10 protein-coding genes are annotated in these 13,397 nt (G+C 73.0%); 5 read left to right on the forward strand and 5 right to left on the reverse strand.

Annotated elements, in window-relative coordinates; all coding sequences use genetic code 11:
• A complete protein-coding gene (locus ACIBO8_RS02495) occupies positions 1-951 on the reverse strand; it encodes an ArsA-related P-loop ATPase (protein ID WP_396113301.1) in 951 nt (316 codons plus the stop codon).
• Positions 952-973: 22 nt separating this feature from the next.
• Positions 974-1,951 carry a hypothetical protein gene (locus tag ACIBO8_RS02500; RefSeq protein WP_396113302.1) on the reverse strand — a complete coding sequence of 326 codons (978 nt, stop codon included), beginning with the start codon at positions 1,949-1,951 and terminating at the stop codon, positions 974-976.
• A gap of 168 nt (positions 1,952-2,119) precedes the next feature.
• On the opposite strand from ACIBO8_RS02500, the gene ACIBO8_RS02505 reads away from it, so the two are divergent.
• From ACIBO8_RS02505 to ACIBO8_RS02525, 5 genes are read left to right on the forward strand one after another with little or no spacing between them, the layout of a single operon-like run.
• Positions 2,120-2,275, forward strand: a complete 156-nt coding sequence (locus ACIBO8_RS02505; RefSeq protein ID WP_396113303.1) for a DUF4177 domain-containing protein — start codon at positions 2,120-2,122, stop codon at positions 2,273-2,275.
• On the forward strand, positions 2,272-2,763 hold the full coding sequence (locus ACIBO8_RS02510) for a RidA family protein (protein ID WP_396113304.1): 492 nt from the start codon (positions 2,272-2,274) through the stop codon (positions 2,761-2,763). Before ACIBO8_RS02505 ends, ACIBO8_RS02510 begins: the two co-directional genes overlap by 4 nt.
• 57 nt (positions 2,764-2,820) lie before the next feature.
• Entirely contained in the window at positions 2,821-3,612 is a 792-nt protein-coding gene (locus tag ACIBO8_RS02515; protein WP_396113305.1) for an MBL fold metallo-hydrolase, read from the forward strand.
• Complete coding sequence (locus ACIBO8_RS02520; protein WP_396113306.1) at positions 3,609-7,253, forward strand: adenylate/guanylate cyclase domain-containing protein; 3,645 nt, start codon at positions 3,609-3,611, stop codon at positions 7,251-7,253. Before ACIBO8_RS02515 ends, ACIBO8_RS02520 begins: the two co-directional genes overlap by 4 nt.
• Positions 7,254-7,284: 31 nt before the next feature.
• The gene (locus ACIBO8_RS02525; protein WP_396113307.1) at positions 7,285-8,799 is read left to right on the forward strand and encodes a serine/threonine-protein kinase; all 1,515 of its coding nucleotides are present in this window, start codon (positions 7,285-7,287) and stop codon (positions 8,797-8,799) included.
• Between the two features lies 1 nt (position 8,800).
• Here the strand turns inward: ACIBO8_RS02525 and ACIBO8_RS02530 are convergent, their stop codons facing one another.
• From ACIBO8_RS02530 to ACIBO8_RS02540, 3 genes are all read right to left on the reverse strand, one after another.
• Positions 8,801-10,807: a biotin carboxylase N-terminal domain-containing protein gene (locus tag ACIBO8_RS02530; protein ID WP_396113308.1), complete on the reverse strand. Its 2,007-nt coding sequence runs from the start codon at positions 10,805-10,807 to the stop codon at positions 8,801-8,803.
• A gap of 29 nt (positions 10,808-10,836) precedes the next feature.
• Positions 10,837-12,282: a carboxyl transferase domain-containing protein gene (locus ACIBO8_RS02535; RefSeq protein ID WP_396113309.1), complete on the reverse strand. Its 1,446-nt coding sequence runs from the start codon at positions 12,280-12,282 to the stop codon at positions 10,837-10,839.
• Between the two features lie 257 nt (positions 12,283-12,539).
• Complete coding sequence (locus ACIBO8_RS02540; RefSeq protein WP_023562908.1) at positions 12,540-13,217, reverse strand: Crp/Fnr family transcriptional regulator; 678 nt, start codon at positions 13,215-13,217, stop codon at positions 12,540-12,542.
• Between the last annotated feature and the right edge of the window lie 180 nt (positions 13,218-13,397).

The following is a 13,397-nucleotide window of genomic DNA, read 5'->3' on the forward strand; positions in this document are numbered from 1 at the left end:
TCAGACACCCATCAGCAGGTCGGCCAGGCGGTTCAGGCTCTCCCGATCGACGCCGTCCTCCAGCAGCGGCAGCTCGACCATGGGGTAATCGGTCTCGGAGAGGTCGCCGCGCAGCGACTCCTCCAGCTCGCGGCGGGTCAGGTGGGCCTTCGCCTCGGCCTGCAGGCCGCTCACCGTGGCCGCGTCCGTGGGCAGGCCGGCGGCGGCGAGCCCGCGCCGGAGCTCGGACTTGGTGACCTTCGCGCCGGTCAGCAGCGGCGGGCGGGCGCCGTTGACGATGATCCGGCCGACCGGGATGTGCAGCGCGGTGAGCTCCTCGATCGCGTCGAGGCTCTCCTGCACCGGCATCTCCTCCAGCAGCGTGACCACGTGTACGGAGGTGATCGGCGAGCGCAGCAGCGAGGCGACCCCGTCGCTCTGGGTCTTGATCGGGCCCATCTTCGCCAGCTTGGCGGTCTCCGCGGTGACGTTCAGGAACCGTCCGATCCGTCCGGTCGGCGGCGCGTCCAGCACCACGGCGTCGTACGCGCGCCGCCCGTCGGACGAGCGCGTCGTGGCCTCCTTGACCTTGCCGGTCAGCAGCACGTCCCGCAGGCCGGGGGCGATGGTCGTGGCGAAGTCGATCGCCCCGATCTTGCGCAGCGCCCGCCCGGCGGCGCCCAGCTTGTAGAACATGTCGAGGTACTCGAGCAGGGCTTCCTCGGGATCCACCGCCAGTGCCCGGACCTCACCGTCGCCCCGGGCCGGGGTGGCGATGCGCAGTTCCTCGTACGGCAGCGGGTCGGTGCCGAACAGCTGCGCGATGCCCTGCCGGCCCTCGACCTCCACCAGCAGGGTGCGGTGCCCGCCGGCCGCCAGGCCGAGCGCCAGCGCCGCCGCCACGGTGGTCTTGCCCGTGCCGCCCTTGCCCGTCACCACGTGCAGGCGGGCGGGCCATTCATCTCGTGCCACTCCTCGAGCGTACGGTTTCCGCTCAGCCCCTGACGTCGCAGACGAGCCAGCCGGTCTTGCGGACCACCGTGAACGTCAGCTGCTGCTCGGCGCTCTTCTCGTCGTCGGTGACCATCGTGAGCTGGACGGCGACCGTGGCTTTGTCGTCGCTCTGCCCCGACACTGCCGGTTCCGTCCAGCGGTACGTCGGCGCCTCGTACTGGCTCGCGTACCCCTTGATCTGGTCCACCCGGCCCTTGAGCTTGTCCTCGTCGCGGGCCTCGCGACAGACGGAGTCACCGGCCGCCTTCGCGTCCTGCTGGGTGTAGACCGCCGTCATGAACCGGTCGACGGCCGTGGCCGGGTCGGCCGAGCCCTTGCCGCTGTCCGCGTTGCGCAGCAGCAGGAGCGCGGAGGCCGTGCCGCCGGCGAAGAGCAGCAGCGTCACGACCAGCGCGAGCGTCACCCACAGCCCGGTACGCCGCCGCCGGCGCGGCGAATCGTCGTCGACGACCGTCTCGGTGTGCTGCGGGTCGAACGGCACCTCCCAGGGCTGCGGCAGCATGCGCAGCGGGATCGCCTCCGCCTCCATGGGCTCGTCGTGCTGCACGCCGGGCTGCACCTCGGCCGGCGGCGAATGCTCGAAGGCGAGGTGGTCGGGCGGGTGGGTGTGCCATTCGCCGGGCTTCTCGTGCTTGGCGTGGAACGGCTCGGTCGGGGGCGGCTGGTGCCACACGACCTCGCCTTCGACGGCGTCGATGACGTCCGTCTCGTCGGTGACGGCCGGGATCTGCTCGGTCGCCGCGGCGTCGGTGACGGCCGGGATCTGCTCGGTGGGCGCGGCGGTGGCCGGCTCCGGCGCCGGAAGCGATGGATGCCCGGGCTCGCCGGGATAGGCGCCCGGCGGCGGCCACCCCGCCGGCGTGGCGGCCGGGGGCGCGTCGATGAAGTCGGAGGCCGGCGCCTCGGCGGCGGCGATGGAAGAGGGTCGCCCGGATCCGCCCTGCGACGGTTGCGTCATCGTCCCCCCTGATCTGCCCTTCCGGGGTCGCACCGCCCCCTCGTCAGGGTAATGGAATCCGGTCGGCCGCGAGGCCGCTCCGGCGCCCTGGTCAAGGCCGCCTTAAGCTGTCGCCGGAGCGCGGGCCGGGGGCTCGCGCGAACTGACTTAAGGAAGCTGGGCGAGCACATGCAGAAGTGGGAGTACGTGACCGTGCCGCTGCTGGTCCACGCGACCAAGCAGATCCTCGACAACTGGGGCGAGGACGGCTGGGAGCTGGTGCAGGTCGTGCCGGGCCCGAACGCCGAGCAGCTCGTGGCGTACATGAAGCGGGCGAAGGCGTGACGGCCCCGACGCCGGTGAGCGGCGAGGGTGGCGCGGACGCGTACGCGAAGCTGGCCGAGCTGGGGCTGACGCTGCCGCAGGTGGTCCCGCCGCTGGCGTCGTACGTGCCGGCCGTGCAGTCGGGCAACTACGTGTACGTGTCGGGGCAGCTCCCGATGGTGGACGGCAAGCTGCCGTACACGGGCAAGGTCGGCGCGGACGTCACCCCGGAGCAGGGTACGGAGCTGGCCCGGTACTGCGCCCTGAACGCCCTCGCAGCGATCGACGCGCTCGTCGGCCTGGGCCGGATCGTGAAGATCGTCAAGGTGACGGGCTTCGTGGCGGTGGCCGAGGGCTTCACCGGCGTGCCGGCCGTGGTGAACGGCGCGTCACAGCTGTTCGGCGACGTTCTCGGCGAGCAGGGCCGGCATGCCCGCAGCGCCGTCGGCGTGGCGGAGCTGCCCCTCGGCGCGCCGGTCGAGGTGGAGGTCATCGCCGAGATCGCCTGACGGCAGCGCCGGGGTCGCACCTTGCCTGGTCGATCCCGGCGGTTCCGGCGACGTACCATGCGCTGGGGGGTGGCGTCTGTGTCGTCGCAGGTGGAGCGGTTGCCGGAGTGGGTCACGCTGCTGCGGGCGCCCAACGCCGGGCCGATGACGCTGGACGGCACCAACACCTGGGTGTTGCGTGCGCCCGGTGCCGAGGACGCGGTGGTGATCGATCCGGGGCCGGACGACGCCGGGCACCTCGCCTCGATCGCCGAGCACCGGCCGCTGAGCGCCATCCTGATCACCCACGGCCACCACGATCACGTCGAGGGCGCCGAGACGCTCTCGCGGATGCTCGGTGGCGTGCCGGTCCTGGCCGCCGACCCCAAGCACGGCGATCCGCTGCCGCCGCGGATGCGCCTCGCGGGCCTGGACATCGAGGTGGTCGCCACGCCCGGGCACACGGGTGACTCCGTGTGCTTCGTCGTCGCGGACGCCGTCTTCACCGGCGACACCATCTTGGGGCGGGGCACCACCGTGGTGGCATGGCCCGACGGGGATCTGGGGGCGTACCTCGGAAGTCTCGAGACGCTGCGGGCGTACCCGAAGCTGATGTTGCCGGGGCACGGCCCGGTGCAGGCCGACTGCGCCGAGGTCGCCGGGGTCTATCTCGATCATCGCCGGGAGCGGCTCGCCCAGGTGCGTGCCGCCCTCGCGTCCGGCGCCGACTCGCCCGAGGCGGTCGTCGACCTGGTGTATCCCGACATCGACCCCAGGATCAGGTTCGCCGCCGAGATGTCCGCGCGGGCGCAACTCGACTTTCTGAGGCGGGAATCACAACCGACCCCGGAACAGTTGGACCCGCTGTGACCTGTCCCGTGTGCGGAACCGTGGCTGTACCCGGTGCCCGTTTCTGCCACAACTGTGGTGCCGCCCTGCCCGCGGCGGCCACCCTGCCGGCCGCCGAACGCCGCATCGTGACGGTGCTCTTCGGCGACCTCTCCGACTTCACCTCCTGGTCGGAAGACCTCGACCCCGAGCGGGTCGGCGCGGTCACCGACCGGGTGCTCGCCGCGCTCGCGGGGGCGGTCAAGACCTTCGGCGGGCACGTCGACAAGCTCACCGGCGACGGGATCATGGCGGTCTTCGGTGCGCCCGTCACCCACGAGGACGACGCCGAGCGGGCGGTCCGGGCCGCGCTCAGCATGCAACGGGCGGTCCGCCGGGTGCTGGACGACGAGCGCGGCGGCGGGGCCCCGCTCGGGCTGCGCGTCGGCCTGAACACCGGCGAGGTCGTCGCCGGCATCCAGGCCTCCATCGAGTACACGGTCATCGGCGACACCGTGAACACCGCCGCCCGGCTGGCCGACGCCGCCGCGGTCGGTGCCGTCTACGCCGGTTCCCGCACCGCCGGGGGCACCCGGCACGTCGCCTCCTGGCGCCAGCTGCGGGCGCTGCGGCTCAAGGGCAAGCGGGAGCCGGTTCCCGCGTACGAGCTGCTCGGCCTCCACGACGCTCCCGGCACCCGCTCCGGCCTCGGTGACGAGGCGCCGTTCGTGGGGCGCGAGACCGAGCTGGGCCGGGTCGCCGGGCGGCTGGCCGAGGTCATCGACTCGGGCACCCCGCGGGTCATGGTCATGACCGCCGAGGCCGGCATCGGCAAGACCCGGTTCGCGGGTGAGGTCAAACGCCTGGCGGCCGGCTATGACGTCGGCGCCGGCCGGTTCGCGGCGCACACCGGCGCCCGGGTGCTGCGGGCCCGCTGCCGTGCCTTCGGTGAGCGGCGCCGGTTCGCGCCCCTGGCCGACCTGGTCCGCAAGTCCGTCGGCCTGCCCAAGGACGTGGCGGCCACGGTCAGCCGCCCGGTGGTCGAGGAGCGGCTGCGCAAGCTGGTCGCCCGGTTGAGCCGTGACGGCGAGCAGCCGGACATCGAGATCGACCGGCTGCTCGCCCTGCTCGGGTACGGCGAGGCGCCGGCCAACCCCGTCGGCCCGGCCGCCGTGGCGGAGTGGCAGCCGACCGGTGGCGCGCGCCCCGACTCGGAGACCATCCCGGTGGCGGTCGCCGGCCTGCTCAGCGCCCTGGCGAGGGAGGCGCCGCTGGTCGTCATCGTCGACGACCTGCACGACGCCACGGCCGAGACGATCGACGCGCTCGGCGGCGTGCTGTCGCGCCTGGACGGGCCGGTGGTCATGCTGCTGCTCGGGCGGCCGGAGCTCGTACGCACCGCCGGCGCCCTCACCCGCCTCGCCGACGCGGAGATCCACACGTTGCCGCCGCTGCGGGGCGCCGACGCCTCCCGGCTGCTGACGTCGTACCTGAACGGCGGAAAACTTCCCCAGCAGGACGCGGACCGCTTGCTGGCCACCGCGCAGGGCAATCCGTTCTACCTGGCCGAGCTGGTCACGCTGTTGCTCGAGCGCGGGTCGCTGATGCCCGCGGTGGGCGCGAACGCGGCCGGCCGATGGCAGCTGGCCGACGGCTCGATGGGCAGTCAGCTGCTCTCCCGCGACCTCGCCGCCGTCCTCGCCGCCCGCATCGACGCGCTGCCGACCGAGCCGCGGTCGGTGCTGCGGGACGCGGCCGTGGTCGGCGACACCGTGCCCACCGGCGTCATCGAGGCACTCCGGGAGCGCCGCTCGCCCGGCGACGCACGGCCCGGAGCGGTCGCCGCGGTCGAGCTCGAGCGTGCGGTCGACGAGCTGCTCCAGCGCCGCATGCTGCACCGCGTGCGCGGCGGGTACGCATTCACGACACCGCTGATGCGCGAGGCGGCGTACGCGGGCATCGGCAAGGCGGACCTGGCCGACCGGCACGCCTACCTGGCCCGGTGGGCCGCGCCGGAGACGATCACCGAGCTCGGCTACGACGGTGCGTCGCGCCTCAGCCTGACGGAGAACGAGCGCGACGGGTTCGTCGCGACCCACGCCGAATGCGCGTTGGAGCTGGCCGACGCGGTCCGCTTGCGTCCGGACGCCGCCGTTCGCGACGTCGCGCCGCTCGGGGTGGCCGCGCTCGGCCGGCTCGCCCGCCGCGCGCTGGCGAACATCGAACCGGCCGCCTCCATCGGGTACGCCGAACGCGCCGCCGTCCTCGCCAAGGACGGCCTGCCCCTGTCGGACCAGCTCGTGCACGCCCGCGCGCTGCTGCGCCTGGGCCGGGCCGAGGAAGCCCTGGCCTTCGGCGAGAAGATCGCCGGGACCGCCGAGAACGAGCCGGTGTGCAAGGCGGAGGCGCTGCTGGTCGTCGGCCGGGCGCACGAGGCGCTGGGCGACGGGTCCAAGGCCGTGTGTGCCTGGCACGAGGCGCTGGAGGTGGCGACCGACGCCGAGCTCGCCCCGGAACGCGCCAACGCGATGCGGCGGCTGGGCATGGCCGACTTCCTGGCCGGCAAGCTGAGCCAGGCGAGCAGCCGGTTCGCGGCCGCGTACCAGGTGACGCTCGCGGCCGGTGACCGGCACGGGCAGGCCTGGGCGTTGCAGAACCTGGCCTGGGTGACCACGACCCGCGGTGACTTCGCCGGCACGGACGCGGTCCTGGGCCGGGCCGCCCGGCTCTTCGCGGAGCTCGGCGACCCGGTCGGGCGCTCGTGGCTGCGCGGCACGACGGCGTTCGCGCGGCTGCTCGCCGGGCGGCTCGTGGAGTCGCGGCGGCTGGCCCGGATCTTCCTGCCCTTCGGCGACCGGGTCGGCGAGGGCTGGGCGGTCGGCACGCTGCGGGCGGTGGAGGCGTACGCGTCCGCCGAGCTCGGCGACCTCGCGGAGGCCGACGGCGAGGCGCGCCGGGCGTATCGGGACTTCGACAAGGTGTCGGACGACTGGGGGCGCGGGCTGGCGCTGGTCGTACGCGGGGTCATCGCCCGCGGCCTGGGTGAGTTCGATCACGCGAACGACCTGCTCACGGACGCGCTCGAGTTCGCCGGCCGCACCGGGCACCCGCTGCTGCTGGGCATGGCCGGCACGTTGCGCGGGTTCGTGGCGCTGCAACGCGGTGACTGCGAGTCCGCCGAGGCCGACGCGCGCCGGGTGATGACCGCCGTCGAGCCGCACAATCCGCTCGCCCCCGCACAGGTGGGGCCGCGGGTCCTGCTCGCCGAGGCGCGGCTGCGGTCCGGCGACGCGGGTACGGCGATCGGCCTGCTCGCGCCCATCGCCAGCGACACGGGTGGCTCGCTGCTGTTCTCCCGCCGGCAGGCCTTGGCGTCGTACGCGTCCGCGCTGCTCGCCGACGACCGGGTGGACGCGGCCGCCACGTGGATCCGGCGCGCTCGGGAGATTCCGGCCGAGGACGTCCGTAGCGGGGTGGTGGCGGCGCTGGTGCATGCCCGGGTCAACGCGGCCGCCGGGGACATACCGGGCGCACGGGACGCCGCGGAAGAAGCCGTGCTGCTGGCGTACTCGACCGAGCAGGCGAGCGAACGCGTTGCGGCGGAGGAACTTCGGGACGCTCTGGCACATTCCATCGTGGAGCCGCCGGAATCTGTCGCCTACGCGTCTGACGTGCCGGGATGATCCCGCCCGGCCTTCGCGTATTTTCTTACCCGTGACGGATACCCCGCCTGGTCGCCTGCCCGTGCCTTACGTGCCAGGTATGTCCGGCCTGACCGTCATGGCTCGCGGAGGGTACGCAACCGTGTACCGAGCGACACAGGACTCGGTCGGCCGCGAAGTCGCGATCAAGGTCGAGAACCGGACGCTCGACAACGCGCGCGATCAGGCACGGTTCCTGCGCGAGGCGAAGGCGGCCGGGCGGATGTCGTCGCACCCGCACGTCGTCGACCTCTTCGACGTCGGTGTGACGGTCGACCAGCACCCGTACCTGATCATGGAGCTGTGCGACGGGTCGTACCTGGACCGCATGCGCATCTCCCCGCTCGGCGCGGTCGAGGCCCGCGACCTGGGTGTGAAGATCGCCGATGCGCTCGTGCACTCGCACGCCAACGGCGTCCTGCACCGCGACGTTAAGCCGGCCAACATTCTGTACTCGCATTTCAACCCGGCCGTGCTCGCCGACTTCGGGCTGGCCGTGCTGGGCGAGATGCGCGACTCCTCCGTGACGCTGGAGGTGCTCACCCCGGCGTACGCGCCACCCGAGATGTTCTCCCACGCCGACCCGTCCGGTGCCGTGGACGTGTACGCGCTCTGCGCCACGCTCTACGCCGTCATGCGCGGGCGCCCGCCGCGCTGGGAGAGCGACCGCAGCCCGAGCCTCATCACGCTGATGGATCTCTTCAATCAGCCCATCCCCGACATGCCGGGGGTGCCGCGAGCGCTGACCGAGGTGCTGCGCTACGGCATGGCCAACGACCCCCGGGACCGCCCCACCGCCGAGCAACTGCGCGAAATGCTCGCCGGCCTGCACATCAACCCCGCCGGCGGGCACGCCCCGACGGTCTACCACTCCTCGACGTTCGTGCCGCCCGCGCCGAGGCCGTTCCACGCCTCGCCGCAGCCGCGTCCGGTGCCGCCGGTGACGCCCACCCGGGACGCGGCCGGGCCGGACGAGACGCCGACCGTCCACACCGAGAATCCGAAGCGCGGCAAACGGCGGTGGCTCTTCGGCGGATTCGGGGTGTTCCTTCTGCTCGCCACGGCCCTCGGCGGTGCCTGGCTCGCGTCCACGCGGGCGCCGTCGGTGCGCTCCCTGGCGTCCCGGCTGACCGTCCCCGCAACCGCGACCCTGCCGGTGGCGATGTCCCGGCTCCCCGGCTGCCTCGCCGGCTCGGGGCACTGCCCGGGTGAGCTGGAGTGCTTCAAGCTGAGGCCCGGCAGCCCGCTCGCGCGGGAGGTGTCGTGCGCCAAGCGGCACAGCTGGGAGGTCTTTGCAGTGGGATCCCTGCCCGCCCGGGTCGACCCCCGCGACCGGGATGCGGTCACGACCGATCCCGGCGTCCTGCGGGTCTGCAGCCGGCGGATGTTCCAGCGCACCACCACCCGCACCGACAGCACCGAGTGGGCGCTGTCGGTGCTGCCGCCGACCGCGGGCGACCGTACGTTCCGCTGCCTCGCCGGGCAGGGCGCCGACCAGCTGCACGGGCCGGTGCTGGCGCGCAGCTGACCTACTCCGGGTCGAGCACCGCGAGAAGCTCGCCGGTGTCGACCTCCGCGCCCGGGTGGACCGGGAGGGAGGCGACCACGCCCGCGGACGGTGCGTGAACCGGGTGCTCCAGCTTCATCGCCTCGAGGGTGAGCAGCAGCTCCCCCGCCCGGACCCGCTGGCCCGGTACGACCAGCACGCGCCGGACCGCGCCCGGCAGCGGGGCGATGAGCGAGCCCTCGGTGGCTTCCGGGGCGGGCAGCGGGAAGCGGGACAGCTCCCGCAGCGCGACCGAACCCTCGGGGCTGTCCACGTACGACACCTCGCCGACGCGGTGCACCTTGAGGCTCAGCCGGATCCCGTTGACGTCCAGGTCGACGCGGGAGCCGTCGGCGTGCACGACGACCGTGGGCGGGTGGTCGTCCAGGGTGGGTGCCTGACCCAGACCCGCCAGGTCCAGCTCCTCCGGGTCGACGGCGCGGACCCACCAGCCCGCCAGCTCGCCGTGCCGGTTCATCCGGTAGCCGACCTCCACCGGGCCGGCCGGGCCGTCGTACACGGCCGTCTGCGATCCCGAGGGCACGTTGCGCCAGCCCGAGGGCAGCGAGCGCAGGACCGGTGCGGACGCGCGCCGGGCGGCGGCTCCGGCCAGGGCGGCGGCGAGGCAGGAGATGCGTACGGCGTCGACCGACGACAGCAGCGGCGCGAACACCTCCGGATGCCGGTCGAGGAAGCCGGTGTCCACGTCGCCGGCCCGGAAGGCACCGTGCCGCAGGACCCGGACGAGCAGATCGCGGTTCGCGACCACACCGTGCAATTGGGTACGGGTGAGAGCCGACGCGAGCATCCGCGCCGCCTCTTGCCGGGTGGGCGCCCACGCGACCAGCTTGGCGAGCATGGAGTCGTGCTCGCCGCCGATCACCGTCCCGTCCACCACACCCGCGTCGAGGCGCAGGCCGGGCTGGGGCAGGGGGCGGAAGGAGCCGGCCACGTCGGGCACCTTGAAGCGGTGCAGGGTGCCGACGGCGGGCAGCCAGGCGTACGCGGGGTCCTCGGCGCAGATCCGTACCTCGATGGCGTGCCCGCGGATCGGCGGTGGCCCGGGCATCGGCAGGCTGCCGCCCTCAGCGACGAGCAGCTGCAGGCGTACGAGGTCGTAACCGGAGACGCACTCGGTGACCGCGTGCTCCACCTGGAGGCTGGGGGTGAGTTCGAGGAACCAGAAGCTGCCGTCCTCCTCGAGCAGGAACTCGACGGCGCCGGCGCCCACGTACCCGATGGCCCGGACCGCCAGGATGGCCGACCGGCAGAGTTCTTCGCGCAGCCCCGGGTCGACCGCCGGTGACGGCGTCTCCTCGATGATCTTCTGATAGCGGCGCTGGACCGAGCACTCCCGCTCGCCGAACGGCACCACGGCGCCGTGCGCGTCGGCGATGATCGGCACCTCGATGTGCCGCACGTTCTCGAGGTACGGCTCGCAGAAGACGTCGTCGCCGGTCTCCTGGCGGGTCGACGCGACCGCCTCGGCGAGGGCGACCGGGTCGCGGACCACGCGCATGCCCGCGCCGCCGTTGCCGCCGGCGGGCTTGATGAGGACCGGGAACCCGTCCACGGTCTCCGGGTCGGTGTGCGTCGGCAGCACCGGCACCCCGGCCTCGGCGACGATGCCCTTGGCCTCGATCTTGCTGTGCAGCGTGCCGAGCGTCTTCGCCGGCGCACCGACCCAGATCATGCCCGCGTCGGCCACCTCGGCGGCGAACTCCGGGTCCTCGGCGAGCACCCCGTTGCCCGGATGGATGGCGTTCGCCCCGGCCCGTTTCGCCGCGGCGATGATGAGATCACCGCGCAGGTAGGTCGAGGCCGGCGTGCCCCCGGTGAGGCGGACCGCGTAATCCGCCTCCGTGACGTGCGGCGCGTCGGAGTCGGCATCGGAGTAGACGGCGACCGTCTCGATGCCGACCAGGCGGCAGGTGGCGAAGACCCGGCGGGCGATCTCCCCACGGTCGGCCACCAGAAGACGTCGGATCACTGCTCTGCTCTACCTTTCAGAAAACGCCGTCAGGGCCGGAAGACGCCGATGTGTTCCGCGCCTTCCACGACCGCACTGTGCACCGCGGACAGGCAGAGGCCGAGCACCGTACGGGTGTCCCGGGGGTCGATCACGCCGTCGTCGGGGAGCTTGCCGAGCGGCACCTCCGCCGGCCGCTCGACCGGCCAGCTGAAGAGGAACCGTGGTTCGTAGGCGCGCCCGTAGATGCCCCCGGCCTCCTCCGCCGGGGTGGCGCCGATCATCAATGTGAGATGCGGCACGGTCGACTTGGCGACGGCGTGCACCAGCGGCGCACCGTGCCGTACGTCGGCGGCCTCGTTCGGCTCGGCCGCGGGCGCGCCGGTGTACTGCACGAACAGCAGCGAGGTGGAGGTGGCGTTGGCGAGCTGGATGAAGTGCACGGCCTTCTGCGTCTCGGCCGGGGAGAACGCGCCACCGAGGTTGGCCACGACCCCGAGGGGGTAGCCGTGCAGCTCTCCCCAGCCCGTGACCAGACCGGTGCCCTGCGCCGGCTTGAATTCGTCGAAGTCGCTGCCGTCGAGAATCCGGGCCAGCACCTCGCGCGGGTCGAAGACCGACGCCGGGTCGGTGCCGGCCATGGTCAGCAGATCGTCGGCGTCGTATTTCGGCGGTTCCGGCGGGAACGACCGGGGGGACGGGCCGCGCTTGCGCCAGTTGAAGCGGCGTACGCACTGCCGGGCCAGGCGCAGCCCGTCGCGCTCGTCCTCGGCCAGCTGGTCGGCGGGCCCGGTGACACCGGCCGGAACCGTGGGGGCGCTGCGGACCTCGGGCGCTGGCCGGCCGTTCGCCATCGAGGCGCGGATCGGTTGCGGGTGGATCGTCAGCATCTTGGCGTGCCCGCGCACCATGATCGTGTAGTCGGAGAGCGCGGGCAGGTAAGCAGCGTCGCCGTTGGTGGCCCCGAAGACGACGCACACCGTGGGCACCCGTTCGGCGGTGAGCTGGCTCAGGTCCCGGGCGATGGCCCCGCCCGGCGGCGGGCCGGTGGGCGCGGCGGCCCCGGTCGACTCGACGAGGTTCACCAGGGGCAGCCGGTTCACGGAGGCGATCCGCGCCGCCCGCCGGATCTTCTCCACCGTGTACGGGTTGACGGCACCGCCCTCGACCGTCGGGTCGTTGGCGATGACCACGCACTCGACACCCTCGACGACCCCGATGCCGGTGACGACGCTGGCGCCGACCGGGAACTCGGAGCCCCACGCCGCGACCGGTGACAGCTCGAGGAACGGACTGTCCTGGTCGAGCAGCATCTCGACCCGCTCCCGGGGCAGCAGCTTGCCGCGCGCATGATGGCGCGTCACCCACTTCTCGCCGCCCCCGGCCCGCGCCGCCTCCAGCGCCGTCTCGAGCTCGGCGAGCCGCTCGAGCATCGCGCTGCGGCTGGCCAGATAGGCGGGGGTGCGCGGGTCGATCGCGGTGTCCAGCACGGTCACGTCGTCACCCCGCTGCGCCGCACGCCCGCCTCCTCGTTCAAAACCGCGCCCTCTCGACCGTCGTGGTGCCTCTCGACCACCTCCGTAACGAGCGGCTGACCGGGTGCGACACGGATCTTGACGGCCGGGCTTGGTCCCCTGATCAGGTGGGAAATCGGAAGAAAAGGGGCGCTATGCCCGTTGTCCAGGCACGCTGAAGGGGCCGTCCGTCCGGACGACCCCTTTGGTCAGCGAGGGTGTGGCTCGGTCCCGGCTGGTCAGACCCGGGCGCGCCGGGCCAGCCGCTCCGGGTCGAGGATGATCACGCTCTTGCCGTCGAGCCGCAGCCACGCGCGCGACGCGAAGTCCGCCAGCGCCTTGTTGACCGTCTCCCGTGACGCGCCGACGAGCTGCGCGAGCTCCTCCTGCGTCAGGTCGTGTGTGACTCGCAGCACTCCGCCGTCCCGCGTGCCGAAGCGGCCCGCCATCTGCAGGAGGTTCTTCGCCACCCGGCCGGGCACGTCCGTGAAGATCAGGTCCGCCAGCGCGTCGTTGGTCCGGCGCAGCCTGCGGGCGAGCACCCGCAGCAGCTGCTCGGCGATCTCCGGGCGGTTGTTGAGCCACGGGCGCAGGGACGACTTCTTGAGCCGTGCGAGCCGGGTGTCGGTCACCGCCGTGGCCGTGGCCGTACGCGGGCCCGGGTCGAACAACGACAGCTCACCGAGCATGTCCGACGGACCCATGATCGAGACAAGGTTCTGCCGGCCGTCCGCGGCGCGGCGACCGAGCTTGATCTTGCCGGAGAGAACGATGTAAAGGCTGTCGCCTGCCTCGCCCTCATTGAAGACGATGTCGCCCTTGCGGAACTCGATCGTCTCCATCTCCTTGGCGAGCGCCTCGGCAGCCTCCGGGTCAACGCCCTGGAAGATCCCGCTGCGAGCCAGTACCTCATCCATCGCTGTACCTCCGACTACGCGCTTCGCCGCGCACGATCAGTCTAGGCGCACGCGGGCCGTAAACGGGCGGGCACCCCTCGATCCAGAACTCGCAGCGTAACCGCTCTTCGCCCTGGGGTGGGAAAAACCGTCGCTCTCGGTGAGCGGCGGTCGGCCGTTCGACGGTCGTCCCGGCCGGTC

Source organism: Actinoplanes sp. NPDC049681 (genome assembly GCF_044465265.1).
Taxonomy (GTDB): Bacteria; Actinomycetota; Actinomycetes; order Mycobacteriales; family Micromonosporaceae; genus Actinoplanes.

What these genes read in the sequence shown, in the direction of transcription:
- ACIBO8_RS02500 (WP_396113302.1), bottom strand. Translation starts at nt 1,951, where the DNA reads ATGACGCAACCGTCGCAGGGCGGATCCGGGCGACCCTCTTCCATCGCC.
- ACIBO8_RS02505 (WP_396113303.1), top strand. Translation starts at nt 2,120, where the DNA reads ATGCAGAAGTGGGAGTACGTGACCGTGCCGCTGCTGGTCCACGCGACC.
- ACIBO8_RS02515 (WP_396113305.1), top strand. Translation starts at nt 2,821, where the DNA reads ATGCGCTGGGGGGTGGCGTCTGTGTCGTCGCAGGTGGAGCGGTTGCCG.
- ACIBO8_RS02540 (WP_023562908.1), bottom strand. Translation starts at nt 13,217, where the DNA reads ATGGATGAGGTACTGGCTCGCAGCGGGATCTTCCAGGGCGTTGACCCG.